At 71.2% G+C, this 23,755-nt stretch carries 25 protein-coding genes and 1 tRNA gene; 16 read left to right on the top strand and 10 right to left on the bottom strand.

The features are described from left to right. Positions 1-32: 32 nt before the first annotated feature. Positions 33-800 carry a hypothetical protein gene (locus O7616_RS04555; RefSeq protein WP_282305739.1) on the bottom strand — a complete coding sequence of 256 codons (768 nt, stop codon included), beginning with the start codon at positions 798-800 and terminating at the stop codon, positions 33-35. Beyond that, complete coding sequence (locus O7616_RS04550; protein WP_282305738.1) at positions 797-1,249, bottom strand: NUDIX domain-containing protein; 453 nt, start codon at positions 1,247-1,249, stop codon at positions 797-799. Before O7616_RS04550 ends, O7616_RS04555 begins: the two co-directional genes overlap by 4 nt. A gap of 109 nt (positions 1,250-1,358) precedes the next feature. On the opposite strand from O7616_RS04550, the gene O7616_RS04545 reads away from it, so the two are divergent. The 4 genes from O7616_RS04545 to corA all read left to right on the top strand — a co-directional run bounded on the left by O7616_RS04545 (position 1,359) and on the right by corA (position 4,973). After that, positions 1,359-1,751, top strand: a complete 393-nt coding sequence (locus O7616_RS04545) for a CBS domain-containing protein (protein WP_145778434.1) — start codon at positions 1,359-1,361, stop codon at positions 1,749-1,751. 83 nt (positions 1,752-1,834) lie between these two features. After that, positions 1,835-2,293 carry an ester cyclase gene (locus O7616_RS04540; RefSeq protein ID WP_282263688.1) on the top strand — a complete coding sequence of 153 codons (459 nt, stop codon included), beginning with the start codon at positions 1,835-1,837 and terminating at the stop codon, positions 2,291-2,293. A 106-nt stretch (positions 2,294-2,399) separates the two neighbouring features. After that, positions 2,400-3,494, top strand: coding sequence for a PLP-dependent aminotransferase family protein (locus O7616_RS04535; RefSeq protein WP_282305737.1), 1,095 nt, complete (start codon positions 2,400-2,402; stop codon positions 3,492-3,494). A gap of 330 nt (positions 3,495-3,824) precedes the next feature. After that, positions 3,825-4,973 carry a magnesium/cobalt transporter CorA gene (gene corA, locus O7616_RS04530; protein WP_282305736.1) on the top strand — a complete coding sequence of 383 codons (1,149 nt, stop codon included), beginning with the start codon at positions 3,825-3,827 and terminating at the stop codon, positions 4,971-4,973. 143 nt (positions 4,974-5,116) lie between these two features. On the opposite strand, the gene O7616_RS04525 is transcribed toward corA, so the two are convergent. After that, a complete protein-coding gene (locus O7616_RS04525) occupies positions 5,117-5,893 on the bottom strand; it encodes a hypothetical protein (protein WP_282305735.1) in 777 nt (258 codons plus the stop codon). An 84-nt stretch (positions 5,894-5,977) separates the two neighbouring features. Here O7616_RS04525 and O7616_RS04520 point away from each other — a divergent pair, with 84 nt between their 5' ends. Next, positions 5,978-6,508, top strand: coding sequence for a peptidylprolyl isomerase (locus tag O7616_RS04520; RefSeq protein ID WP_088987147.1), 531 nt, complete (start codon positions 5,978-5,980; stop codon positions 6,506-6,508). A gap of 100 nt (positions 6,509-6,608) precedes the next feature. Further along, positions 6,609-7,520 (top strand): rhomboid family intramembrane serine protease, encoded by a 912-nt coding sequence (locus O7616_RS04515; protein ID WP_282305734.1) that lies wholly within the window; start codon positions 6,609-6,611, stop codon positions 7,518-7,520. A gap of 4 nt (positions 7,521-7,524) precedes the next feature. Here O7616_RS04515 and O7616_RS04510 read toward each other — a convergent pair whose 3' ends face one another. Next, entirely contained in the window at positions 7,525-7,953 is a 429-nt protein-coding gene (locus tag O7616_RS04510; protein WP_282305731.1) for a PH domain-containing protein, read from the bottom strand. A 188-nt stretch (positions 7,954-8,141) separates the two neighbouring features. Here O7616_RS04510 and O7616_RS04505 point away from each other — a divergent pair, with 188 nt between their 5' ends. From O7616_RS04505 to O7616_RS04480, 6 genes are all read left to right on the top strand, one after another. Continuing rightward, the gene (locus O7616_RS04505; RefSeq protein WP_282305730.1) at positions 8,142-9,314 is read left to right on the top strand and encodes an acetyl-CoA C-acyltransferase; all 1,173 of its coding nucleotides are present in this window, start codon (positions 8,142-8,144) and stop codon (positions 9,312-9,314) included. Positions 9,315-9,370: 56 nt separating this feature from the next. Beyond that, entirely contained in the window at positions 9,371-10,384 is a 1,014-nt protein-coding gene (locus tag O7616_RS04500) for a phosphotransferase (RefSeq protein WP_282305729.1), read from the top strand. A gap of 111 nt (positions 10,385-10,495) precedes the next feature. Next, a complete protein-coding gene (locus O7616_RS04495; RefSeq protein WP_282305728.1) occupies positions 10,496-11,008 on the top strand; it encodes a hypothetical protein in 513 nt (170 codons plus the stop codon). A gap of 90 nt (positions 11,009-11,098) precedes the next feature. Beyond that, positions 11,099-11,791 (top strand): response regulator transcription factor, encoded by a 693-nt coding sequence (locus O7616_RS04490; protein ID WP_282263702.1) that lies wholly within the window; start codon positions 11,099-11,101, stop codon positions 11,789-11,791. 28 nt (positions 11,792-11,819) lie between these two features. Further along, the gene (locus O7616_RS04485) at positions 11,820-13,250 is read left to right on the top strand and encodes a HAMP domain-containing sensor histidine kinase (protein ID WP_282307525.1); all 1,431 of its coding nucleotides are present in this window, start codon (positions 11,820-11,822) and stop codon (positions 13,248-13,250) included. 56 nt (positions 13,251-13,306) lie between these two features. Beyond that, a complete protein-coding gene (locus O7616_RS04480; RefSeq protein ID WP_282305727.1) occupies positions 13,307-13,900 on the top strand; it encodes a hypothetical protein in 594 nt (197 codons plus the stop codon). A 40-nt stretch (positions 13,901-13,940) separates the two neighbouring features. Here the strand turns inward: O7616_RS04480 and O7616_RS04475 are convergent, their stop codons facing one another. Then, positions 13,941-15,542 (bottom strand): ricin-type beta-trefoil lectin domain protein, encoded by a 1,602-nt coding sequence (locus tag O7616_RS04475; protein ID WP_282305726.1) that lies wholly within the window; start codon positions 15,540-15,542, stop codon positions 13,941-13,943. A gap of 261 nt (positions 15,543-15,803) precedes the next feature. Then, the gene (locus O7616_RS04470) at positions 15,804-18,068 is read right to left on the bottom strand and encodes a glycosyltransferase family 39 protein (RefSeq protein WP_282305725.1); all 2,265 of its coding nucleotides are present in this window, start codon (positions 18,066-18,068) and stop codon (positions 15,804-15,806) included. Between the two features lie 123 nt (positions 18,069-18,191). Here O7616_RS04470 and O7616_RS04465 point away from each other — a divergent pair, with 123 nt between their 5' ends. Further along, positions 18,192-18,896: a glycosyltransferase family 2 protein gene (locus tag O7616_RS04465; protein ID WP_278147840.1), complete on the top strand. Its 705-nt coding sequence runs from the start codon at positions 18,192-18,194 to the stop codon at positions 18,894-18,896. 65 nt (positions 18,897-18,961) lie between these two features. Then, a complete protein-coding gene (gene soxR, locus O7616_RS04460) occupies positions 18,962-19,432 on the top strand; it encodes a redox-sensitive transcriptional activator SoxR (protein WP_282305724.1) in 471 nt (156 codons plus the stop codon). Here the strand turns inward: soxR and O7616_RS04455 are convergent. Then, positions 19,419-20,393 carry an NAD(P)H-quinone oxidoreductase gene (locus tag O7616_RS04455; RefSeq protein WP_282305723.1) on the bottom strand — a complete coding sequence of 325 codons (975 nt, stop codon included), beginning with the start codon at positions 20,391-20,393 and terminating at the stop codon, positions 19,419-19,421. The genes soxR and O7616_RS04455 overlap by 14 nt on opposite strands. Positions 20,394-20,557: 164 nt before the next feature. Here O7616_RS04455 and O7616_RS04450 point away from each other — a divergent pair. After that, positions 20,558-20,647 (top strand) — tRNA-Ser (locus tag O7616_RS04450). Positions 20,648-20,724: 77 nt separating this feature from the next. On the opposite strand, the gene O7616_RS04445 is transcribed toward O7616_RS04450, so the two are convergent. Beyond that, complete coding sequence (locus O7616_RS04445; RefSeq protein WP_282305722.1) at positions 20,725-21,915, bottom strand: low temperature requirement protein A; 1,191 nt, start codon at positions 21,913-21,915, stop codon at positions 20,725-20,727. A gap of 51 nt (positions 21,916-21,966) precedes the next feature. Next, positions 21,967-22,122, bottom strand: coding sequence for a hypothetical protein (locus O7616_RS04440; protein ID WP_282263711.1), 156 nt, complete (start codon positions 22,120-22,122; stop codon positions 21,967-21,969). A gap of 128 nt (positions 22,123-22,250) precedes the next feature. Here O7616_RS04440 and O7616_RS04435 point away from each other — a divergent pair, with 128 nt between their 5' ends. Continuing rightward, entirely contained in the window at positions 22,251-22,793 is a 543-nt protein-coding gene (locus O7616_RS04435; protein ID WP_282263712.1) for a YbhB/YbcL family Raf kinase inhibitor-like protein, read from the top strand. Between the two features lie 108 nt (positions 22,794-22,901). On the opposite strand, the gene O7616_RS04430 is transcribed toward O7616_RS04435, so the two are convergent. Continuing rightward, the gene (locus O7616_RS04430; protein ID WP_282305721.1) at positions 22,902-23,612 is read right to left on the bottom strand and encodes a class I SAM-dependent methyltransferase; all 711 of its coding nucleotides are present in this window, start codon (positions 23,610-23,612) and stop codon (positions 22,902-22,904) included. Positions 23,613-23,755 lie beyond the last annotated feature (143 nt).

Here is a 23,755-nt window from a genome sequence, read left to right as displayed (position 1 = left end):
CCGCCGAGCCGGGCAGGTTCGGGGGAGCCGGGTCAGCCGGGTAGCGCCGCCAGGTCGGCGAGCAGGGTCAGTCGCTCCTCCGCGCCGAGGGCGGCGTACGGGCCTGCGGCCCGCCGGTCGGTCTCCAGCTCGATGGCGGTCCGCTCGGGTCCGGGCGGCAGCGCGGCGACGCTGGCGGCGGTGTGCCCGGCGGCGGCCCAGGCGGCGGCGTGCGCGTCGGCCCGGTGGTAGCGCAGCGTGCCGAGCCGGTTGAGCAGCAGTACGCCCGACGGGGTGCCGTCCGGCTCGTACGGGGGCGCCATCGCGGTGAAGGCGGAGCCTCCGTCGTCGCCCTCCTCGTCGACGAGCACCAGGGCGTAGGACAGCAGCCGACCGAGCGCTGCCACCATCCGGGACACCCGCTCGTCGTGTCCGGCCCACAGTTCCTCGGTGACGTCGGCGTGCACCTGGTACAGCTCGCCGAGGAAGGCGGCCCCACGTTCACTGGCCGAGAGCGTGCCGTCGGTGCCGCGGTGGAGCATCCCGTACGCCACCTGTTTGTCCAGTGCGCGGCGGCAGGCGACCGGGTCCTGGTACCGGGTGACCGCCGCGAACCCCGGGCCGTCGACCTTCCCGCCGGGTGCGGCCAGTCGGGTACGCAGGTCGACCAGGAATCCGGTCGCCGCGATCCCGCCGTACTTCTGGGCCAGGACCGCGCCGCCGCCGTCGCGGCCGGCCAGCATGCCGGCCCGGAAGACCCGGTCCGCGGCCGGGGCGAGCAGCCCGGCGATCCGGTGCGGGGCCAGCTCGACGGTGTTCACAGACCTGTCGAGCGCAGAGCGGCGAAACCCTCGTCCGCGATCCGCCGGATCAGTCCGTCGTTGACGTCGCGGTGCTCGTCCAGCACGGAAAGCTCGTGTTCGGCGAGCCAGCGGTACTCGGTGTGCTTGCCGGCCTCCAGCCTCGGGTGGTCGAGGTCGCCGTCGACGCGGACCAGGAAGTCGTACTCGATCCGGGTCAGTCCGTCGTCGCCCACGTAGGTGTACTCGCCCACCTGGCCGAGGACGTGGGAGAGGGACCAGCCGGTCTCCTCGGTGATCTCCCGGCGGAGTGCCGTGTCGATGTCCTCGCCGGGTTCCAGGTGGCCGCCGACGATGTCCCAGCAGTTGGGGAAGAGGCGTCGGTGGGGTGAGCGTCGCTGGAAGAAGATGCGGCCGTCGTCGTCGACGATCAGCGCGCCGGCGCAGCGCAGGGGCTCGGTGGACACCATCCGACAGTAGCGAGCGTTCGTGTGGTGCCAAGGCGCGGCCTTGTCCTGGAAACATCCACCGACGACCATGTTCCTACCGGATGCCACCGTCCCAAGGGAGTGATGAGTGATGCAGGTACGGGATGCCATGTCCAGCCAGGTCCTCGTCGTCGGGCCGGAGCACACGCTCCGCCAGGCGGCCCGGATGATGTCGGCCCGTGGTGTCGGGTCGGCGGTCGTGATCGACCCGGATTCCGAGGGGGTCGGGATCATGACGGAACGCGATGTGTTGAAGGCGGTCGGCGCGGGCCTGGACTGTGATGTGGAACGCACCGGTGCACACCTGACCTGGGACGTGGTCTACGCCGGGCCGGAGTGGACGGTGGCCGAGGCGGCTGCGGCGATGGCCCGGGGCGGCTTCCGGCACCTGGTGGTGCTGGACGGCCGGGAGGTGGCCGGGGTGATCTCGGTACGGGACATCATGCGGGTGTGGGCGGAGAGCCAGGCGGTCGCCACGACCTGACTCGACCAGGTGTGCCCGGTCGAATCGATGGGTAAGCATCCCTTGCGGGCGCGGAGGTGCCGTCACCCGCAGGGGAGGGCCCGATGCGTGACGCGGAGCGCCTGGTCGAGCAGCAGTACGCGATGCTCCTGCGTCGGGACGTGGCCCGTCTACCGGATCTCTACGCCCCGGAGGCGTTCTACTCCATGCCGGGTGTGACGGTCCGACCGATCGAGCTGCCCGCGCTCCTGCGCACCTGGACGGGCGCCTTCCCGGACCTGCGGGTCGAGCCGTTGGGCGCGGTCCGCACCGGCGCTGGCGCGGCCGTCGAGCTGCGCCTGACCGGCACCCACACCGGTACGCTGCACTCGCCGTACGGCACCGTCGCGCCGACCGGCCGGACGGTGAGCTGGGAGGTCGCCGACGTGGTCCGGGTCCGCACGGGGCGGATCACGGCCTGGCGTTCCTACTTCGACTGGAGTCGACTCCTCGACGCGCTCGGCGTGCAGATGGAGGGCCTTTCCCGGGCCGCGCACCACGACGCGCTCGCCCTTCCGGTCTGAGTTGCCGCCGACCGGTGGAGTCGGGTCACCCGTCCCGGTGGCTCAGGATGCGGACATCGCCGTGCCGTCGGCGCGCCCCCCGCCGCCGCCCGTACGCTCAATATCCATGACCGCCGAGCAGCTGATCTCCTTTGCCCGTGGGGCCCCCTCGCTGGACATCGTCGATGTCGAGGGGCTCAAGGCCGCCGCCGTCCGCGCCTTCGAGGCCGACCCCGCCGGGGTGACGGCCTACGGCACCTCCGTCGGTTACGTTCCGCTGCGAAAGTGGATCGCCGAGAAGCACGGCGTCGAAGCCAACCAGGTGCTGGTCACCAACGGGTCGCTCCAGGCCGACGCGTTCCTCTTCGACCACCTGGTCCGCCCCGGCGACGCGGTGGTGGTGGAACGCCCGACGTACGACCGGACGTTGCTCAACCTCCAGCGGATGGGCGGTGAGCTGCACGGCATCTCGGTCCAGCCGGACGGCCTCGACACGGCCGAGCTGCGCAAGCTGCTGGAGTCCGGGGTCCGCCCTCGGCTCGCGCACGTGATCCCGAACTACCAGAACCCGGCCGGCATGACCCTCTCGCTGGAGAAGCGTCGGGAGTTGCTGGACCTGGCCGCCGAGTACGAGTTCACCATCTTCGAGGACGACCCGTACGCGGACATCCGCTTCCGTGGCGAGGCGCTGCCGTCGATGCTCTCGTTGGACACCCGCAACGTGGTGGTGCACGCGTCGAGCTTCACCAAGACGGTGTGCCCGGGTGTTCGGGTCGGATACCTGGTCGGTCCGGCCGACCTGATCGCCGACATCGCCAAGAACGCGACAAGCCTCTACATCTCGCCCGGGATGGTGTCGCAGGCGATCGTGCACCAGTTCTGCGTCTCCGGTGACATCGACCGCTCGATCGAGACGGTACGCGCGGCGTTGGGTGAGCGGGCCCGGGTGCTCGCCGAGTCGTTGCGCCGGCACCTGCCGCAGGCGCGGTTCGTGGAGCCCGACGGTGGCTACTTCCTCTGGGTGGAGTTTCCGGAGGACGTGCTCGTCGACCGGCTCGCCCCGGCCGCCGCCGAGCGCGGGGTCGCCGTGGTCAAGGGCAGCGATTTCGTGCTGGACGGTGGGCGGCACGCCCTTCGGCTGGCCTTCTCGGCGGTGACCGCCGACCGGATCGACGAGGGCGTCCGCCGTCTCGCGGACGCCGTCGAGGCCGTCCGCAGCTGAATCAACTGTCGGGTTCCTGACAGAACGACGATGCCGGCCGCCCCGGGGCTCCCGCCCGGGCGGCCGGCGGCCCACAATGCTGCGAGCATCATTCGTGTTACGTCGCGGAGATCACCCCCAGCCCTCCGGGCTGGCCGCGACCCGAGTGACGCGGCAGCACAACCTCCCGCCCCCACGGGTGCCGGGTGGGCCGTGTCGTCCCCGCACACCCCCCGATGCGGCCCGGCCCGCCCGGCACCACCCCACCGGCCTACGCGACCGCCGTCACACGTTTCCTCGACCGCGGTCGGCGTAGCCTGCAAGCCGCAGCTGAGCGCGGGAGGTGACGCGATGACGGATCGGACAGAGCGGGACCGGACGGCACCGTCGAGCACCGGTCGGGTGTTGCGACCCCGGGCGTGGCCCTCCCCGGTCCGGGCGATGACCCGGATCCTGCAGACCGACGGCGCACCCCCGGTGCCGACCCCCACCGGCACCGGTCGCAGCTCGGTGGTCGACTGCGCGCTCTACGTCGACGGTAAGCGGCAACCCGGCGACTGGACGTACGCGGAGGCCCTCACCGCGGCCCGTCGCGAGGAACACGGCTTCGTCTGGATCGGTCTGCACCAGCCGGAGCTGGCCGAGATGACCGCCATCGCGGAGACCTACGGTCTGCACGAGCTGGCCGTCGAGGACGCCGTCAAGGCCGAGCAGCGGCCCAAGCTGGAGCGGTTCGGCGAGGTCGTCTTCCTGGTGCTGCGTACCGCCAGGTACTGCGAGCACGCCGAGCTGACCGAGAACTCCGAGGTCGTGGAGACCGGCCAGGTGATGCTCTTCATCGGCCCGAACTTCGTGATCAGTGTTCGGCACGGCGACGCCTGCCGGCTCGCCCCGATCCGCGCCGACCTGGAGACCAAGCAGGATCTGCTGCTGCACGGCCCGTGGGCGGTGGCGTACGGGGTGACCGACCGGGTGGTGGACCTCTACCTGGAGGTGGCCGAGCAGATCGAGGACGACCTTGACGTGCTGGAGGCCGAGGTCTTCGACCGGCACGGCCACGGGCGGATCCAGCGGATCTACCAGATGAAGCGGGAACTGGTGGAGTTCAAGCGGGCGGTGGTGCCGTTGCAACGGCCGATGATGACGCTGACCTCGCAGGTCAACCGGGACGTGCCCAAGGAGATCCGGCGTTACTTCCGGGACGTGCAGGACCACCTCAGCCGCACCGTGGAGCAGGTCAACTCCTACGACGACCTGCTGAACTCGATCCTCCAGGCGCGGTTGGCCCAGGTCACCGTCGACCAGAACAACGACATGCGCAAGATCGCCGCCTGGGCGGCGATCGCCGCGGTCTGGACCTCCATCGCCGGCGTCGAGGGCATGAACTTCGACAATATGCCCGAGCTGAAGATGACGTACGGCTATCCGGTCGCTCTCGCCCTCATGCTCGGCGTCTCGCTGGCCCTCTACCGCTGGTTCCGCCGCAACGGCTGGCTCTGACAGCGCCGCGGAAGCGCCCTAGCCGGTGCCGAGATGCAGGGCTGGCACGGACAGCACGACACGGACGGGCGACGGCGCCCGACGCGGAAGCGCCGACGCGCGGAGTGATCCGCGCGTCGGCGCCCGATGCTCTGCCGCTGCCGTCAGCGACGGCCGTTGGTGCGGGCGGTGTCCTTGCCCAGGGCCTTGGTGAGGTCGTCGGTCGGCCGACCGGAGACGTCAGTGGCGCCCTCGGCGACCGACGGGACCTTGTCGGTCGGGCGGATGCCGGTCTGCTTGGCCGGGCTGGTGGTGCCGGCGCTGGTGCCGCCGGCCACCGCCGAGCTTCCCGCACCGGTCATCCCCGCCGCGCCGGCCATGGCGGACCCGTCGCCTCCCTTGGTGGTGGACGGGGTGCGTACCTCGATCGAGTCGACCTCGTCGCGCATCGGCTCCAGGGAGCGGGTCGGGTCGTACTCGGCCCACTCCTGCTGCTCCCGGCGACGACGGAGCGCGACCGCGCCAGCCAGGCCGGCTACGACACCCGCCGCCAACAGGCCGGTCATCATCGAGCCGCGACGGCGCGGCTGCTTCTTCTTACCGGTGATCCGCATGGTCTTCGACTTGGCCTTCCTGGTCAGCGGCCCTGCCTGCGCGGCGCCGTCTCGGGCCGCCGCGGCCAGCGGCGCCAGCGTGGTGAGTGTCGTCCCCCAGCCGGTCGACGCGCGGTCGCGCACCTTCGCGGCGGTCGGTGCCACGTAGCCCCGGGCCACCTGGACCCGAGGGCCGACGGTCGCGCCGGCACCCTTGGCGGCGTGGTTGGCTGCCTGCATCAGGTGGCTGATGCTCTGGTTCAGCTCGGCCTTCGCCAGCTGCCCCTGGGACTTGCGCCGCCCGAATCCAAACACGGTCCTACCTCCTGGGAGTTGTTCCTTCGTCATCCTCCACCTTCGGATGCCTCCGCGATGCCAGATCGGGCACATGGGAGGATCCGCATGGAACTGACCAACGAGTGAGGAGTACCCGTGGCCGAGGCTGTCTACGCCACCCTGCACACCAACGCTGGCCCGATCCGGCTGGAGCTCTTCCCGAACCACGCTCCGAAGACGGTCCGCAACTTCATCGACCTGGCCGAGGGCAACCGGGAGTACACCGACCCGCGCACCGGTCAGCCGGGCAGCGGACCGTACTACGACGGCACCATCTCGCACCGCGTGATCAGCGGGTTCATGGTCCAGATGGGCGACCCGACCGGCACCGGCCGGGGTGGGCCGGGCTACAAGTTCGCCGACGAGTTCCACCCGGAGCTGCGCTTCGACCGGCCCTACCTGCTGGCGATGGCGAACGCCGGACCGGGCACCAACGGTTCGCAGTTCTTCATCACCGTGTCGCCGACGCCGCACCTGAACAACCGGCACACCATCTTCGGGCAGGTCGCCGACGAGCAGTCGGTGAAGGTCGTCGACTCGATCGCGAACACCCCGACCGGCCCGAGCGACCGTCCGCTGCAGGACGTCGTCATCGAGCGGGTCGAGATCGAGCGGTCTGCTGCCTGACCGACCGGCGAGGTACCTTTGCTCGCATGATTGAGCGCTCCGGAGCACCGCACCGGCCGGTGCCGGTGGTTCGCGCGGTGGTGGACGGCGGGTCGGCCCGGTGAGCGAGTCGCCGCCGACCACCCCGGTCTGCTACCGCCACCCCGGCCGGGAGACCTACGTCCGGTGCACCCGCTGCGACCGGCCGATCTGCCCGGAGTGCATGCGGGAGGCGTCGGTCGGGCACCAGTGCCCGGAGTGCGTCAACGAGGGTCGTCGTAGTGTCCGGCCGGCGCGCACCGCCTTCGGTGGCGGTGCGGCCGGCCGGCACGGCTATGTCACCAAGGGCATCATCGCCCTGAACGTGCTGCTCATGCTGCTCTCCATCGCCTCCGACCGGGGTGGGGACGCGGCGCTGGGCGGTTCCGGCTTCGGTGGCCTGATGGGTGGCAGTACCCCGCTGACCAACTGGGGTTCGGTGCTCGGGCTCGCGGTCTTCCCCGACGGCACGATCAACGGCATCGCCGAGGGTCAGTGGTACCGGCTGGTCACCGCGATGTTCCTGCACTACGGCGTGATCCACCTGCTGCTCAACATGTGGGCGCTGTGGGTGCTCGGCCGGTCGTTGGAGGCCAACCTCGGGCCGCTGCGCTTCGGCGCGCTCTACCTGATCGGTGGGCTCGGCGGCAACGTGGCCGCGTACCTGTTCAGCGCCCAGAACTCGGCTACCGCCGGGGCGTCCACTGCGGTCTTCGGCCTCTTCGCCGCGCTGATCATCATCGAGCGGAAGATGGGTCGGGACATCTCCCAGGTGATCCCGATCCTGGTGATCAACCTGGTGTTCACGCTGACCGTGCCGGGCATCTCGATCCCCGGGCACCTGGGCGGTCTGCTGGTCGGCGCGCTGATGGCGTTGGTGCTGGCCTACGCTCCGCGTGGTCGGCGCACGCTGGTCCAGGCCGCCGGTGGAGCGATCATCCTGCTGGTCCTGCTGGTCCTGGTCCTGGTCCGCACCGCCTACCTGCTCGGCTGACCGGTCACTGCTTCGGGCGGACGGCACGCAGCTCGGCGGCCACCTCTTCCGGGGTGGTGCCCAGATCGAACCGGCCGAAGAGGTGCAGCGAGTCGCCGGTGTCGATCTCCAGGACCTCGGACGTCAGCCCCAACCGCGGTCGACGGTCCACGGTGATCGCCTCGACAGCCGTCCAGGGCAGCAGCCGGTGGCCGGCGAATCCGTGGATGACGCTGAGCCCGGTCGGATCGACAGCCAGCCGAACCGGCGCGATCAGGTCGCGTACCGCCCAGCCGGCCAGGACGGCGGCGGTCAGAATGGCCAGCACCAGCCGGACGGCGTCGCCGTCGGCGAAGAGCAACCCGAGTGCGATCAGCAGAACCGCACCGGCCAGTTTCGCCGCCGGCAGGCTCGACGGCACCCGCCACTGCCGGGATCCGGTGATGTCATCCACCCGCCCAGCATGCCAGCAGCCCTCCCGCCGCCGTCGATCATGGAGTTGTGGCGCCCCACATATGGTGCGAAGCGGGGAACTTCCCCCACCACAACTCCATGATCGACGCCGGAAGGAGGGCTGGGCGACGGCACCGTGGGGGCTGGGCGACGTAGGATCGGGGGAGCCTAAGTTACCGGGGAGTAAACATGAGTGACGCGGTCATCGTCGGCGCGGTACGGACCCCGGTCGGGCGGCGTAAGGGCAGCCTCGCCGGTGTCCACCCGGTCGATCTCTCGGCGCACGTGCTGCGTGCCCTCGCCGAGCGCACCGGGCTCGACCCGGCCCAGGTCGACGACGTCTTCTGGGGCTGCGTGTCCCAGGTCGGCGAGCAGTCGTGGAACATCGCCCGCAACGGGGTGCTCGCCGCCGGCTGGCCCGAGTCGGTGCCCGGCACGACACTGGACCGGCAGTGCGGCTCCAGCCAGCAGGCCCTGCACTTCGCGGCCGCGACGGTGCTCTCCGGCCAGGCTGACCTGGTGGTCGCCGGTGGAGTGGAGTCGATGACCCGGGTGCCGATGGGTTCCAGTGTGGCCGGTGGCATGCCGTTCAGCGACCAGCTCCGGGCCCGGTACCGGGGTGTCGAGGGCTTCGCCGACGACGCGCCCCTGCCGTTCAACCAGGGCGTCGGGGCCGAGCTGATCGCCCAGCGGTGGCGTCTCACGCGTACGCAGCTCGACGAGTTCGCGCTGGCCAGTCACGAGAAGGCGGCCGCCGCGCAGGACGCGGGGGCGTTCGACCCGGAGCTGACCCCGGTGCCGCTCGGCGACGGGGGTAAGTTCGCCGCCGACGAGGGCATCCGCCGGGACACGACGTTGGGCAAACTCGCCGAACTGGCCACCCCGTTCCGCCCCGACGGCGTGGTGACCGCCGGGTCCGCGTCACAGATCTCCGACGGCGCCGCGGCGCTCGCCGTGACCACCTCCGACTGGGCCAGCCGGCACGGCCTGCGCCCGCTGGCCCGGATCCACACCGCCGTGGTCGCCGCCGACGACCCGGTCACCATGCTCACCGCGCCCATCCCGGCCACCGCGAAGGCGCTGCGCCGCGCGGGGCTGGGCATCGAGGAGATCGGGGTGTACGAGGTGAACGAGGCGTTCGCCCCGGTGCCGCTGGCGTGGTTGGCGGAGACCGAGGCGGACCCGGAGCGGTTGAACCCGCGTGGTGGGGCGATCGCCCTCGGCCACCCGCTCGGCGGCTCCGGTGCCCGGATCATGACCACCATGCTCCAGCACATGCGGGACAACGGGATCCGCTACGGCCTGCAGACCATGTGCGAGGGGGGCGGCATGGCCAACGCCACGATCGTCGAGCTGATCTGACACCGGCCCGGAAAACGCCTCGCCCCGGCCGGAGTGGGCGGCCTAGGGTGCCCAGCGTGACGACGACCGCTGCTGAACGTGCCCCGGACTGGTCCAGCGAGCAGTGGCAGGTGCGGGCCCGCACCTGGGTGGACGCGCAACTGAACAGCGCCGATCGACGGGTGACCGGGTTGGTGGAGCCTCGGGTGCGTCCGTGGTCGCTGGTGTGGCGGGTGCCCACCGACGACGGCCCGGTCTGGTTCAAGGCCAACAATCCGGGCACCGTGCACGAGGCCGTGCTGGTCGAGACGCTCGCCGAATCGACGCCGGACCGGGTGCTGACGCCGATCGCGGTGGACCGGGAGCAGGGCTGGTCGTTGCTGCCCGACGGTGGTGAGTCGTTACGCGACGTGCTGCTACGCGACCCCGATCTGGCGCACTGGGAGCGGGCGCTCCCCGGCTACGCGGCACTGCAACTGGCGAGCGCGCCGCGCGCCGACGAGCTGGTCGCCCTGGGCGTGCCGGATCAGCGTCCGGAGGTGCTGGCCGCCCTCTTCGCCGAGCTGCTCGACGATCGTGAGGCGCTGCTGGTCGGTGCCGAGGGCGGGCTCAGCCCCGACGTGTACGAGCGGTTGCGGGCGGAGGTGCCGTCGTACGCCCAGCGGTGCCGACGGCTCGCCGACATCGGCATCCCGGCCACCGTGCAACACGACGACCTGCACGACGGCAACGTCTTCGCGGGCGACGCCGGTTACCGCTACTTCGACTGGGGCGACGCGTCGGTGGCGCACCCGTTCGGCACGCTGCTGGTGACCCTGCGCTCCGTCGCGTACGCCAAGAAGCTCGCCGCCGACGACGCCGGGCTGGCCCGGCTGCGCGACGCCTACCTGGAGGCGTGGACGGACAGCTACGACCGCCGGACCCTCGTGGAGGCCGCCGACCTCGCGATCGGCCTGGGCCCGGTGGGCCGGTCGCTGTCCTGGCGTCGGGCCCTGGACACGCCGGACGAGTCGCGAGCCGAGTACGCGGACGCGGTCCCCGGGTGGCTGGAGGAGCTGTTCGCCGCCAGCCCTCTTCAGCCCACCTCCTGACCACGATCCGTCCGAGTCGGAAGTCGGACAGCCAGTGCGGCAAGCGGCGTGGAACTTCCAAAATTCCGCCGTGACCCACGTCACCCCGTCGGGGACGTCGTTGGGCAGGTCATGGACGTCTTCTCCCGAACGTTCCTTCCGGCCGCCGCCGAGGCTGGCCTGGCCGTGCAGACCGTGAGCCGGCACATGCCGGTCTTCCGGCGCTGCGTCGGCTCCGGTGACGCCACCATCCTGGTCACCCGTTGCAGCCGCCCCGACCGTCCGGTCACCGGCGACTACCTGCTGCTGCTCACCCACCGTCGGCTGGTCGTGACCCAGCAGACCCGACTCCTGCACCGACTGCGCCTGCACCTCAACACCGAGTTGCGGGAGCTGAGCAACGTGACCTGGAGCCCCGACCCACGGCTCCAGTCGGTCGAGTTGGCGGCCACCGCGATCGACGGGATCCGCGAGCGCTTCCTCATCCGTACCAGCCACCCGAAGCGGGTGTGGCAGCTCGACGCGTTGCTCAACCACGCGTTCCGGACCCGCCTGCGGGCGCCCCGGGAGCGCGTCGTCGCCACCATCAGCGACACACCGGCCTCCGCGCGGCCCAGCGCGTTCCGTCCGGCCCCGGTGAGCTGACCGGCCCCACCGGGCCGCCTTGCGTCGCTCTTACCCAACCCGAACACGCACCGATCGCGCCGGGCCCACCGGGTCGGCAATCATGGGTCGGTGACCGTCGAACCGCCGCACCGTGGGCTCGTCCTCGTGGTCGAGGACGAACCGGCCATCGCCGACCTGGTCCGGCTCTATCTGACCCGGGACGGGTTCGGCGTCCACCTGGAACGCGACGGTGCCGCCGGCCTGAGCGCGGCCCGTCGGCTACGCCCGGTGGCCTGCGTGCTGGACATCGCGCTGCCGGGCCTGCCCGGCACCGAGATCTGTCGTCAGCTGCGGGAGGCCGGTGACTGGACCCCCGTCATCTTCCTCACCGCCCGCGACGACGAGGTGGATCGGATCGTCGGCCTGGAGTTGGGTGCCGACGACTACGTGACCAAGCCGTTCAGCCCCCGGGAGTTGGTGGCCCGGGTGCGGGCGGTGCTGCGCCGCTCCGCCGGTGGCCCCGAGGGCGCGGACCGGCCGCGCGTCGTCGGCCCGGTGACGCTCGACCCGGCCCGCCGGACGGTCAGCGCCGCCGGGACACCGGTGCAGCTCACCTCCACCGAGTTCGACCTGCTGGCCCATCTGATGGCCCGGCCCGGTCGGGTCTTCACCAGGGAGGAGTTGCTGGCCGGGGTCTGGGGGTACGCCGCCCACGCCGGCACCCGCACCGTGGACGTGCACGTCGCCCAGGTGCGGGCGAAGCTCGGCCCGGCCAGCGTGATCCGCACCCATCGCGGCGTCGGGTACGCGGTCGATGCCTGACCGTCCCGAGCGCGTCGAGTCGCCCACCATGGCGCTCCCGGTGGTCGCCGCCCGCCCATCGGCCGAACCCCGGCGGGTCCGCTTCGGCCGTACGCTGACCGCCCGGGCGGTCCTCGTCACGTGCGCGGTGGCGCTGGTGTCGGTGCTGGTCACCGCGATCGTGGCGGTGCCGTTGGCGATTCGCGGAGCGGAGCAGCGAGACCAGGACGCGCTCGCCGCCCAGGCCCGGCTCGCCGCCGAGGTGCTACGGACCCGCCTGGACCGGGGGCGCGGCACCGACGAGGAGCGGCTCATCCAACAGCTGCGTGACCAGGGCATCGACGCGTACCTGATCCGGCGCGGGACGGTCGACCGGCCGGGCCTGCCACCCCGGGTGGTGCAGCGGATCGGGCAGGGCCGCAACGTGTCGGTCCGACGCGTCGTCAACGGGAAACGTGCCCTGGTCGAGGGTCGGGCGCTGCCCAACGGCAACGGCGTGGTGCTGTCCCGTCCGTCGTCGGACGGGCTGTGGGCCCAGGTGCTGCGCAGCCTCTGGTTGCCGCTCCTGGCCGGGCTGGCCGCCGGTGTGGCGGCCGGTCTGCTGCTGGCCCGTCGGCTGGCCCGGCCGATCCGCGTCGCGGCCACCGCCGCCGCCCGGCTCCGCGCCGGGGACCGGGCCGTCCGGGTGCCGGTCGAGTCACCGGACGAGGTCGCCGACCTGGCCGAGGCGCTGAACGGCCTGGCCGGCGCACTGGCCACCAGTGAGGGACGACAGCGGGAGTTCCTGCTGTCCGTCTCGCACGAGTTGCGCACCCCGCTGACCGCGATCCGGGGGTACGCCGAGGCGCTCGCCGACGGCGTGCTCGGCGCGGACGACACGGTCGACACCGGTCGGACGATGCTCGTCGAGGCCCAACACCTGGACCGGCTCATCGGGGACCTGCTGGCGCTGGCCCGGTTGGAGGCGGCGGACTTCCCACTCGAACCGGTGTCGGTGGACCTCACCCGGTTGGCGGTGGACGCGGAACCGACCTGGTCCGGCCGGTGTGCCGCGGTGGGGGTGCCGTTCCGGTTGGAGACGACCGGCCTGCCGGTGCCCGCGTACACCGATCCGGGTCGGATCCGGCAGGTGCTGGACGGGTTGCTGGAGAACGCGCTGCGGGTCGTACCCCCGGATTCGCCCGTGGTGCTCGCGGTCCGGCCGGCGAGCGCGGACCCGGCCGACGGCGGTGTGCTGGAGGTCCGCGACGGCGGGCCCGGCTTCACCGACGACGACCTGGCGGTGGCGTTCAAGCGCGGTGCCCTGCACGAGCGGTACCGGGGGGTGCGCAAGGTGGGCAGCGGGTTGGGGTTGGCGCTGGCCGCCGGCCTGGTCCGGCGGCTCGGCGGGGAGATCGCCGCCGGGCACGCGCCGGAGGGCGGAGCCGCCTTCACGGTCCGGCTGCCCGGTGATCCTTACCTGACCCGAACATCGGCCTGACGCTCCGCTCGTCGTTCCCGGGGAGGCTGAGGGCTCCACGGACGAGAGGGAACGTCATGTCACGTTGGGGATTCGCCACCGGCACCACGGCACTGGTCGCCGTGTTCGCGTTGAGCGGTTGCGGTGCGGCCGAGGTGGCCGGCCAGCCCGCCCGGGAGGCGGCCGTCGAGGTCGCCGCCGCCATGGGCGTCGAGGGGCAGGCGCTGACCGCGATGGGGTTCGACGCCGACGACCTGGACGTGCTGACCGTCGCCGCACCGGCCACCCCGACGCCCGGTGCCTCCCCCACCGCCCAGGAGAAGGCCCGGGAGAAGCGCGGTGAGGAGTGGCGCAAGCGCCGCCAGGCGCGGGTGCTGCTGCGCAAGAACACCCTGCACGGGGAGGCGGTGGTGAAGACCAAGGACGGCGGTACGCAGACCGTGGCCGTGCAGCGCGGGGAGGTGACCGCGATCGACGGCGATTCGATGACCGTCAAGTCCACCGACGGCTTCACCATGACCTGGACCTTCGGCGAGGACCTGCGGGTCGTCGAGCGGCGCGCCACGGTGCAGCCGAGCGAGGTGAAGGTCGGCGCGACGGTCGGTGTCGCCGGCGCGAAGGACGGCGACAAGGGCGTGGCCCGACTCGTGCTCATCCCCCGCGCGAAGTGAGCGAGAGGGGCCCTGGCCGACGCCGGGGCCCCCTCGTTCGTCAGTACACGCGTGACCCGATGAAGTCGTCGTGACCGTAGCCGACCGGGTTGGCGGCGGTACGGGCCTCGAACGACCACTGCTGCCGGGTGCTGCTTCCGCAGTTCGCCAACCGCAGGCGGGAGCTGCCCAGCAACGGGTTGTCGAACGCCACGCAGAGGTTGCTCGCGGCGGCCGGCTTGATCTGGTTGCCGGAGAAGACGAACTGCTGGGCCCCGGTGCCGTTGCAGTCGTAGATGTTCACCGCGGTGCCGGCGGTCATCGAGCTGTTGGAGACGTCCAGGCAGCGATCGTGGGACAGCTCCGAGTGCAGCGAACGCCGGGTCGAGTCGTACCAGAAGCCCTGGTTACGCCCACCGTGACAGGAGTACGGCTGTTGCACGGTGCCGTTGCGTGAGTCGTACCCCTTGCCGTCGACGCAGGTGCCGGTGGCCAGGTTGCGCAGTTGCCTGAAGTCCAGCAGGCCCGGGTAGAGCACGCCGCTGCCGGTGCTCGCCGGGTCGACGCAGCTGGCCCCGTCCTGGCCGGAGTTCCAGAACTGGGTGATGCACTGGGCGAACATGCCGTGCCCACGGGCGTTGGGGTGGAACGACTGGCGGGCGGCGTTCTCGTTCCAGATGCCCACCTCGATGTAGAGGCCACGTACCGAGGTGTTGTCGGTGCACACCTCGTGCCCGTGGAAGAGTCGGCTGGCGTCCAGGTAGCGGGTGCCGGTGTTCGCGGCGGCCGACCGCAGCGCCGACTCGAACAGCGGCACCGCCTTGTTCCGGGCGAACGCCGCGTCGGCCAGGTAGAGCAGACAACCGCCGGAGTACCAACCCGGGAAGTTCGGGTTGTCCTCCACGTCCGGGCTGCCCGGGCTCGGGTACGACATCAGCACCAGCTCGTAGTCCGACCGCAGGTAGCCGGCCTTCGTCATGGTCCGCCGGATGTCGTTGAGCGCCGATTCGACGGCCTGCCGGCTGCCGTCGGTGCGGATCGTCCACTGGTCGGTGTAGGTGGGGTAGCAGGGCCCCTGGAAGAAGACCCGGCGGACGGCGCAGTCGGTGGCGACCGGCCCGAACTGGATGGTCCCGTCCCCGTTGGCGCCGACCACCACCCAGATCAGCTTCACGTGCGTGTTGCGCGCCTTGATGCCCAGGTAGTCGCCCTGGTTCAGCTCGTTGTGCTGGGTCGGTCCGCCGGCGATCAGATTCCACGGGGTGGCACCGGAGCAGGCGATGTTGTACTGCGCGTCCGACGTGATGCCGGTGCGGAACACCGCCTGGTCGTACGAGCGGTCGCACCAGTTGCCGTCCTGGTGGGTGCCGGGGACGTAGTTGCCGACCCCTTCGCCGGAGATCTCGCTGTCGCCCATGGTGACCAGCGCGGTGCGGCGCTGTTCGATCGGGCGGATCGCCGGGCTGCCGTAGAGGGCGGTGGCCTCGGCGGCCCGGATGGCCTCGAGGTTCGCGGGGAGTGGTTGGACGGTCGGCCGCTCGGCGGCGGTGGCGGGGGTGGCCGGTCCGGCGAGCATCGGGAGGACGAGCGCGGCGACGGAGACGGCGACGGTGAGGGCCCGTCGTCGGGTCGCGCGTTCGGGCCTGGTGGGGGTTGCAGGCATCGACGCACTCCTTTCGGCTCAGTCGCAGGACGTCGACTGAGTTACCAGACGGTAACGTGCGGATCAATAGATGTGAATGCGCCTCGGATCCTTGCGCGCGGGCTGCCGAACCGCCCGGATCGGACTATCCGGGCGGCCGGGTCTGCGTTGCCCCCGTCAGCGAACGGGCGGCGGCGTTCGCGTTGCCCTCGTCAGCGCGCGGGCGGTGGCGTTCGCGTTGCCCTCGTCAGCGAGTGGGCGGCGGCGTTCGCGTTGCCCTCGTCAGCGCGCGGGCGGCAGGGCGTAGCCGACGTAGCCGCGGAACTCCAACCGCCAGCCGGCCGGCACCAGCTTCGTGCAGGCCGGACGGCTCCCGGTGCAGACGATCGCGTCGACCGAGGAGGGGTCGGCGGGTGGCCGTTCCGGCAGCACCGACTGCAACGCCACCAGGTCGGGTGACCCACCGTCCGGCTGCCGGAGCAGCAGCCACCACGGGTACTCCCAGTTGTCGTTCTGCTGCACCAGCCCGATCCGTCGGGCATCGCTGGCCCGGACCGCCGCTGCGGCCCAGCGGAACTCGTCGGCCCACTGCGGGCGGCGCAGGAACCGGGTGTCCCAGTCCGAGGTGGTGAAGACCGAACCGGAGCCGACCAGGCGGCGCGGGAAGCCGTACGACAGCGCGAGCACCCCGGCCAGCGCCGAGGTGGCCAGCACGGTGACCACCGCCAGGGTGGCCACCGACCGGCGTGTCGAGTTCGCGCCACGTCGACGGAGAAGCGCGTCGACCCAGAGCCCGGCCAGCGGCACCGCCAGCACCACCGCGTAGAGGATCAGCCGGTTGCCCCACGGCTGCCACTTGATCATCGAGGTGTGCAGCAGGACGGCGGCCAGCACCACCACCGCGTACGCGCGCAGCGGCCCGGCCTGCTCGCTGTCGATCCGGCGCGGGCGGGCGAGTGCGACGACGGCGCCGATCAGCGCCAGCGCCCCGGTCAGGGGGAACGCCACCCGGTCCTCGTCCGGATACCAGGCCGGCTCCGGGAAGATCTCCCGGCCGAAGGTGATCGCGCGGTCCTGCGGGTCCACCCCGATCACGCCCGCGCCGTCGATGATCACCTCGGCGCCGGCCCGGCGCAGGGGCGCCACCGGTGTGTCGAACGCGGTGTGCGCGATCCGCAGGGCGTTGACCAGGATCGACTGCGGGTCGTGCCGTTCCATCGGGATCGACTCGCGCAGCCGTGGCGGGCCCAGCGGATGCCCGAACTCCGCTGTCACCCGGGCCAGGAACGGGCCGACCACCACTGCCGCGACCAGCAGGATCAGCACCGAACCACCGACCGTGCGGACCACCCCACCGGCCGGCCGAGGTCGCCGATCCCCGCCGGTCGCCGCGTTCGCGCCCGTGCCCGGCGTCGCCGGGTTCGCGGCAGTGCCCGGTGTCGCCGCGGTCGCGGCAGTGCCCGGTGTCGCCGGGTTCGCGGCAGTGCCTGACGTCGCCGCCTTCGCGGCCAGGCTCAGGCGGAGCTGCGCCAGCCCCCAGAGAACCAGCAGCGGGCCGACCGCGATCAGCCCGCTGGTCTTGGTCACCGCGGTCAGGCCGGTGGCCGCTCCCAACCCGAGCAGCGTGCCCCAGCCGGTACGCCGTCGCAGCCCGTCCAGCACCAGGGTCGCCGCGCAGGTCACCCACGCCGCGCAGACCAGGTCGGTCTGCGTGCTGGTCGCCTGGAGCACGACCATGGGCGTGGTCGCCAGCACGAACGCGGTGAGCAGTTGGGCCCTTCGGCCGCCGCCGAGCTGAGCGGTGATCCGTGCGGCCACCAGCAGGCAGACCACTCCGGCCGCCCACTGCACCAGGTTGTGCAGCTGGTCCCCGCCGGTGAGGAGACGCAGGTGCAGCAGCAGATACTCGGCTCCGGGCGGGATGGTCACCTGCCGGTGGATGGCGGTGGGCCAGAAGTCCAGGTCGCCCTGGGCCACCCAGTGCTCCACCTTCGGCAGGTGGTAGGTCTGCGAGTCGAAGTTGTTCGGCTCGGCCAGCAGCGCGACCAGCAGCTCCACCAGGACCAGCCCGGCGATCGTGCCGACGAGCAGCCGCTCGCCCCGTCCGGCCGTACGCCAGGTGTCGACCGCCACGGCGAGCAGGCCGGAGGGCGCCCGAGAGGTCCGCGTCGGCGCGGGGCCGGAACTGGTCGCAACGGGCTCTGGCGTTTCCGGGCTGCCACCGACCACGGCGCCCACCGGCACGGGTCGCGGGGTGGCGGCGGAGGGAGGTGCTGGTCGGCTCGACCGTTGCCGCAGACCGGCGGCTGTCGCGGCCGCGGCCAGGAAGAGCAGCCAGGCGGCGGCGAAGGTCGACCGGGTCAGTGCGTGCAACGCGCCGAGAAGCTCGACGACGAGCACCGCGTACACGCCGGTGAGCAGTACTGAGCGCACCACGGCGAGTCGCAGCGGCGCGACCGCATCGACCGCGCGCGACCTCAGTGCGACGGTGAGTAGGAGCACCGAGGCGGCGGGAACCACCGCGAGCAGGGAGCCGGCAGCCGACATGGCCGGAAGTAAACACCATCGGCCTGAGCCCGCCACGCCGACTGCCCGCGGTGGCGGCAGACGATGGGCTAACCTGCCAGGCTAGGCTAGGCCCGACGTGTTGTCGCCACCGTGGAGATTCCCGTGAAGCTCTCGATCCTCATGCCGGTCTACAACGAGGAAGAACGCATCGCGGATGCCCTCAAGCAGGCGTTGGCGGTTGACTATCCCTGCGAGATCGAGCTGGTCGTCGTCGACGACGGAAGCCGGGACGGCACCGGCGAGGTCCTCGGCCGCGCCGACGACGCACGCCTGCGGGTGATCACCCACCAGCGCAACGCCGGCAAGGGTGCGGCCATCAAGACGGCTGTCGACAGCGCGGAGGGTGACTACATGGTCATCCTCGACGCGGATCTGGAGTACGACCCGCAGGACATCCCCAAGCTGCTCGACCCGGTGCTCGACGGGCGGGCCACGGTGGTCTACGGCAATCGCACCTTCGGCAGCCACAGCGCCTACAGCTTCTGGTACGTGATGGGCAACAAGGGCGTCACGATGGCCGCCAACGTGCTGTTCAACTCGTACATCGGTGACCTGGAGACCTGTTTCAAGCTGATGCCGGTGGCGCTCTACCGTTCGCTCGAGGTGCGCTCGCGCGGCTTCGGCATGGAGGCCGAGGTGACCGGCAAGCTGCTGCGTCGCCGCATCCGCCCGTACGAGGTGCCGATCAGCTACCGGGCGCGTGGCCGGGAAGAGGGCAAGAAGATCACCTGGAAGGATGGGGTCGAGGCGATCTGGATCCTCGGCCGCGAGCGCGCACGTCGCCGCCCGGTCCCCGCGTCACGCTGACCGACGCTGCTCTTTCGAGCGGGCTAACCTTTAGTTGAAGTGCACTTCAACTAAAGGACCTGGTGATGCCGGATTCGTTGACGATCGGCGAGTTGTCCGTCCGCTCCGGCGTGGCACCCTCGGCGCTGCGCTACTACGAACGACTCGGTCTGATCCGCGCCGAACGGACCGGCGGCAACCAACGCCGCTACGCCCGCGCCGAGTTGCGGCGGGTGGCCTTCATCCGGATCTCCCAGCAGGTCGGCGTCTCACTCGACGAGATTCGGGCGGCGCTCGACTCGCTCCCCGAAGGCCGCACCCCCAGCCCGCAGGACTGGGCGCGACTCTCCGCGAGCTGGCGGAGCCGGTTGGACGAGAAGATCAGGTTGCTCACCGAGCTCCGCGACAACCTGGACGGCTGCATCGGCTGCGGGTGCCTCTCCCTGCAACGCTGCGTGCTCTACAACCCGGGGGACGCGCTGGGCGGCGAGGGCCCCGGTGCCCGTCTGATGCTGCCGCGACCAGCGGGCACGCCCTCCGGCGTCACCCCAGGGTGAGCAACACCTTGCCGAAGTGGTCGTTCGACTCGACGAGCCGATGCGCCTCCGCCGCCTCGACCATCGGCAGCCGCCGGTCGACGATCGGGCGGACCGTGCCCGCCTCGATCAACGGCCACACCTCGTCCCGTACGCCCTGCACGATCTGCGCCTTCTCGGCGAGCGGCCGGGAGCGCAGCGACGTCGCGGCGACGGTCGCCCGCTTGGTCAGCAGCGCGCCGAGATCCAACTCCGCCTTGCGCCCACCCTGCATGCCGATCACTACCAGCCGCCCGCCGGTGGCCAGCGCCGCCACGTTCCGCCCCAGGTAGGACGCACCCATGATGTCCAGGACGACGTCCGCTCCGCGACCGTCGGTGGCCTGCCGGACCTCCTCGACGAAGTCCTGCTCCCGGTAGTCGATCGTGTGCGACGCGCCCAGCTCACGCAGCCGGGAGTGCTTCGCCGCCCGAGCGGTGGTCAGGACTGTGGCACCGAGAGCGGCCCCGAGCTGGATCGCGAAGGTGCCGATCCCGCTCCCGCCGCCGTGCACGAGCAGTGTGTCGCCCGCGCCGAGCCGCCCCACCTGGACCAGGTTCGACCAGACCGTGCAGGCCACCTCGGGCAGCGCCCCGGCGTCGACCGGGTCGCAGGCCGGCACCGGCAGCAACTGCCCGGCGGGCACCGCCACCCGCTCGGCGTACCCGCCACCGGCCAGCAGCGCGCAGACCTGCTGCCCGACCGCCCACCCCGCAACGTCCGCGCCGACCACGGTGATCACCCCGGAACACTCCAACCCGGGGTACGCGGACGCGCCCGGCGGCGGCGGATAGTTGCCCTGCCGTTGCAGCAGGTCAGCGCGGTTGACCCCGCTGGCCCGCACATCCACGATCACCTCGTCCGGGCCCGGCTCCGGGTCGGGCACGTCGGCCCAGACCAGTGCTTCGGGTCCACCGGGCTGCGGAATGGTGATCGCCTTCATGGAGTCAGTCTTACCCGATCACAGTCGATGCCGCAGGCGCACCGTCGCTCGCCCACAGTGGACGCCCTGAACCGCCTGGCTGACGCATCGGGGAGGGACGCCGGGCCGCCCGGAGTGAGCCGTGGCAGACTATGCGTGGCCGTACGCCCACGGGTGGCGGTCCAGGAGGGTTCGCCTAGTGGCCGATGGCGCTGGTCTTGAAAACCGGTAAGGCAGCGATGTCTTCGTGGGTTCGAATCCCACACCCTCCGCCACCGTGATCGACTCCGTTTCGCTGAAGTTGGTGTATCGGGACGCCGTGGATACCGCGACTTCGCGGAAGGCGAGTGGATCAGGGCTCGACCGGGGTGCCGGAGCGGCCCCGGCTCCACGCCTCGTAGCTGAGTAGTACGGCCAGGAACGCGGTGAGCAGGCCGAGGGCGGCCAGGCCGGGCAGGTAACGCCCGACGGGGAGTAACAGCAGCGCCGCGGCGGGCGCGAGAAACTGCTCGGGTCGTACGCACCGGACGCTCAGTGCCAGGAACGTCGCACGGCCGGCGAGGTACAGGGCGGTTCCGCCGAACAGTGCTACGGCCGGGATCCAGTGCAGGGTGTGGTGGGTCTTGCCGTGTGCCAGGCCGGCGAGCACCTCTTCGACTCCCAGCGCCACGTAGATGGTTCCGGCGAGCAGCGGGAGGTGGGCGACGCTGTACGCGTTGCCGGCCATGAAGCCCCGGTGCAGCCCGGAGTCCGTCGTCAGCGCGTTTCCGGCGCTCGTCGCGCTCGGGAAGTACAGCCAGTACAGGCACCCCGTGACGGTGAGGGTGAGCAGCGCCGCCGCCAGGGTCGGCCAGTGGATCATCTGGGTTCCGACCCCGGCGCCGACCGAGATCAGGGATTCTCCGAGCGCGATGATCACCACCAGGCCGTGCCGTTCCGCGAAGTGGCCGGGGCTGCGTACCGGCCACCCGCCCACCAGCAGGGCGAGCACCCCACCGCCCATGTCGACGATGAGCGCTGCCGCCCAGAGCAGGATCTGCGGGGTGCCGCCGAACACGGCCCCGAGGACGAGTGGGATCGCGGACAGCGCTGTGGTGAGGGCGTAGAGCCGGACGGTTCTGAGTCGCCGAGGGTCGTCCATCGATGCCCAGTAGAAGAGGGCGAACTGGGTCGACCGCACCACGACGTACGCCAGCACCAGGATCAGCCGGGGTGTCCTCGTACCCCTGCCGGTTTCCCAGGCTTCGGGGAGGACCAACGCGATGAGGAAGACGGCTGCCATCGCCACGGCGACGCCGACCCGGATCAATCCGACGTCGAGCCGGACGTAGTTGCCCAGCCAGGCGTAGACCAGCCAGGAGTTCCACAGCAGCATGAGGACGAGCAGACCCTGCACCAGCGTCACCGACGTGGGTCGTTCGCTCATGAACGTGGTGACCCGGATGAGCCCGAAGACGAGCACCAGGTCGAAGAAGACCTCGAACAGCGTCGGTCGGTGCGTCTCTGCGGTGACCACCGGCCGGGATCGGACGATCCGCCACATCAGGTCATCTTGGCTGTTGGCCCGGAAGGGGTCCGGCCTCCGGGGTCCCGGTCACTCCGGCGGGTCTGCGCCTCGCCGTTCCTGCCGGATCGTCTCCTCGGCCAGTCGTTCGACAGCTCGGCGGCGCTCGTCGGCGGTGGTCCGCGCGTCCCGGCGGCGGAACGCGGTGAGGACAGCTACCGCGAAGTCCCGCCAGATGCCGGCCACGAGGTCCCCCTGAGGAACGTTGCCCGAACTCCACCGTAGCTCCGGAAAACCACGGTGCCGGTCGTCGGACGGGACAGCGCGGGGTAAGAAGGGGCTGGTATCTCCGCACACCGGAAGGATGCGTCCCGATGACCCTGGAACGACCGATTGCCCCGGACCCGTACGAGCTGCTGCCGACGCTGCCCTCGTTCACGCTGACGAGCGATGACGTGCAGAACGGCGAGCCGATGGACGCCCGGCACGCGCATGGCAGCACCGGGGGCGAGAACGTCTCGCCGCAGCTGTCCTGGTCGGATTTCCCCGCCGAGACGAAGAGCTTCGCGGTCACCTGCTACGACCCGGACGCGCCGACCGGCAGTGGCTTCTGGCACTGGGTGCTGGTGAACGTGCCGGTCAGCGTCACCCAGTTGCCCACGGGGGCCGGTGGCGCGGCGGGCACCGACCTCGGTGGCGCGTTCTCGGTGCGTAACGACTACGGGGAGCAGGGGTACGGCGGCGCGGCTCCGCCGGCCGGTGACCGCCCGCACCGGTACGTCTTCGCGGTGCACGCCGTGGACGTCGAGCGCCTGGACCTGACCCCGGACGCCAGCCCGGCCTACGTCGGCTTCAACCTCACGTTCCACACACTGGCCCGTGCGGTGATCCGCCCGACGTACCAGATCAAGGAGTAACGCCCCGTCTCGTCGATCATGGAGTTGTGGTGGGGGTCAAAACACCCTGCAGGTAATGAACCTGGCACCACAACTCCATGATCGCCCAGGCTTGGCGGCCCGAGTGGGTCAGGAGGGGACGCGGGCCACCGCGAAGACGGACTGGCCGAACGGGGGGCGGACGATCTGCTCGGCGGCCTTGGTGGCGGGCAGGACGAGGGTGTCGTACACCTTGACCATCGGGCCCTCCTTCGGCATCAGCCGGAAGACCTTGGTGGCCATGAAGTAGCCGATCAACCCCAGCGCGTTGGCGTAGTGGATCTTCTCGACGGTCAGGCCGGCCTCGGTCATCGCCGCCTGAAGCGTCTTCTTCGTGTAGCGGCGGACGTGCCCGGTGGCGATGTCGGCCGGGCTCATCGCGAACTGGAACGCGGGCACGATGATGATCACTGCGCCGCCGGGTCGGACCAGGTCGCGCATGCTGCTGAGCGCGCCCACGTGGTCCTCGATGTGCTCCAGGACGTTGTACGAGACGGCGGCGCTGTAGTCGCCCCGGTCGTTGTGCGGCAGCAGCATCTGCCGGACGTCGATGTTGGGCCGCTTGGCGAGGCGCTCCTTGAGCTGCACCAGCCGGTCCGGGTCGGCCTCGGTGGCCGTGAACCGCGGCAGCCGCTCCGACCACTCCAACGCGTAGTCACCGAGGCCGCTGCCGATCTCGATCGGGTTGTCGCCGAGGTACGGCACCGCCAGCTCGATGAACCAGCGACGGTGGTTGACAGCCGTCGCCAGGCCTTCCAGCACCTCGGACTGCACGCGCTGATCCCCAGTGATTTCTGCCATGCGTCGATTCCTCACGATATGAACTCGACCCGTGCCTGGACCGACAGAGTGAATCATCCGCTGGGACGGCAGAAGAATCGGGGCATCGGGGGTGGCCGAATTGTGGTCGGGGGGTGGGTTCGTGATCGGCGGTCGGCGAACCC

Source organism: Micromonospora sp. WMMD964 (genome assembly GCF_029581455.1).
Lineage (GTDB): Bacteria > Actinomycetota > Actinomycetes > Mycobacteriales > Micromonosporaceae > Micromonospora.
Note: the sequence above shows the minus strand (reverse complement) of the source record. Positions and strands in the feature narration are given on the sequence as shown.

Excerpts from the sequence above, each read along its gene's own strand:
- O7616_RS04550 (WP_282305738.1), bottom strand. The coding sequence starts at position 1,249 with ATGGTGTCCACCGAGCCCCTGCGCTGCGCCGGCGCGCTGATCGTCGAC.
- O7616_RS04545 (WP_145778434.1), top strand. The coding sequence starts at position 1,359 with ATGCAGGTACGGGATGCCATGTCCAGCCAGGTCCTCGTCGTCGGGCCG.
- O7616_RS04540 (WP_282263688.1), top strand. The coding sequence starts at position 1,835 with ATGCGTGACGCGGAGCGCCTGGTCGAGCAGCAGTACGCGATGCTCCTG.
- O7616_RS04535 (WP_282305737.1), top strand. The coding sequence starts at position 2,400 with ATGACCGCCGAGCAGCTGATCTCCTTTGCCCGTGGGGCCCCCTCGCTG.
- corA (WP_282305736.1), top strand. The coding sequence starts at position 3,825 with ATGACGGATCGGACAGAGCGGGACCGGACGGCACCGTCGAGCACCGGT.
- O7616_RS04525 (WP_282305735.1), bottom strand. The coding sequence starts at position 5,893 with ATGACGAAGGAACAACTCCCAGGAGGTAGGACCGTGTTTGGATTCGGG.
- O7616_RS04505 (WP_282305730.1), top strand. The coding sequence starts at position 8,142 with ATGAGTGACGCGGTCATCGTCGGCGCGGTACGGACCCCGGTCGGGCGG.
- O7616_RS04495 (WP_282305728.1), top strand. The coding sequence starts at position 10,496 with ATGGACGTCTTCTCCCGAACGTTCCTTCCGGCCGCCGCCGAGGCTGGC.
- O7616_RS04485 (WP_282307525.1), top strand. The coding sequence starts at position 11,820 with ATGGCGCTCCCGGTGGTCGCCGCCCGCCCATCGGCCGAACCCCGGCGG.
- O7616_RS04480 (WP_282305727.1), top strand. The coding sequence starts at position 13,307 with ATGTCACGTTGGGGATTCGCCACCGGCACCACGGCACTGGTCGCCGTG.
- O7616_RS04475 (WP_282305726.1), bottom strand. The coding sequence starts at position 15,542 with ATGCCTGCAACCCCCACCAGGCCCGAACGCGCGACCCGACGACGGGCC.
- O7616_RS04470 (WP_282305725.1), bottom strand. The coding sequence starts at position 18,068 with ATGTCGGCTGCCGGCTCCCTGCTCGCGGTGGTTCCCGCCGCCTCGGTG.
- soxR (WP_282305724.1), top strand. The coding sequence starts at position 18,962 with ATGCCGGATTCGTTGACGATCGGCGAGTTGTCCGTCCGCTCCGGCGTG.
- O7616_RS04455 (WP_282305723.1), bottom strand. The coding sequence starts at position 20,393 with ATGAAGGCGATCACCATTCCGCAGCCCGGTGGACCCGAAGCACTGGTC.
- O7616_RS04445 (WP_282305722.1), bottom strand. The coding sequence starts at position 21,915 with ATGTGGCGGATCGTCCGATCCCGGCCGGTGGTCACCGCAGAGACGCAC.
- O7616_RS04435 (WP_282263712.1), top strand. The coding sequence starts at position 22,251 with ATGACCCTGGAACGACCGATTGCCCCGGACCCGTACGAGCTGCTGCCG.
- O7616_RS04430 (WP_282305721.1), bottom strand. The coding sequence starts at position 23,612 with ATGGCAGAAATCACTGGGGATCAGCGCGTGCAGTCCGAGGTGCTGGAA.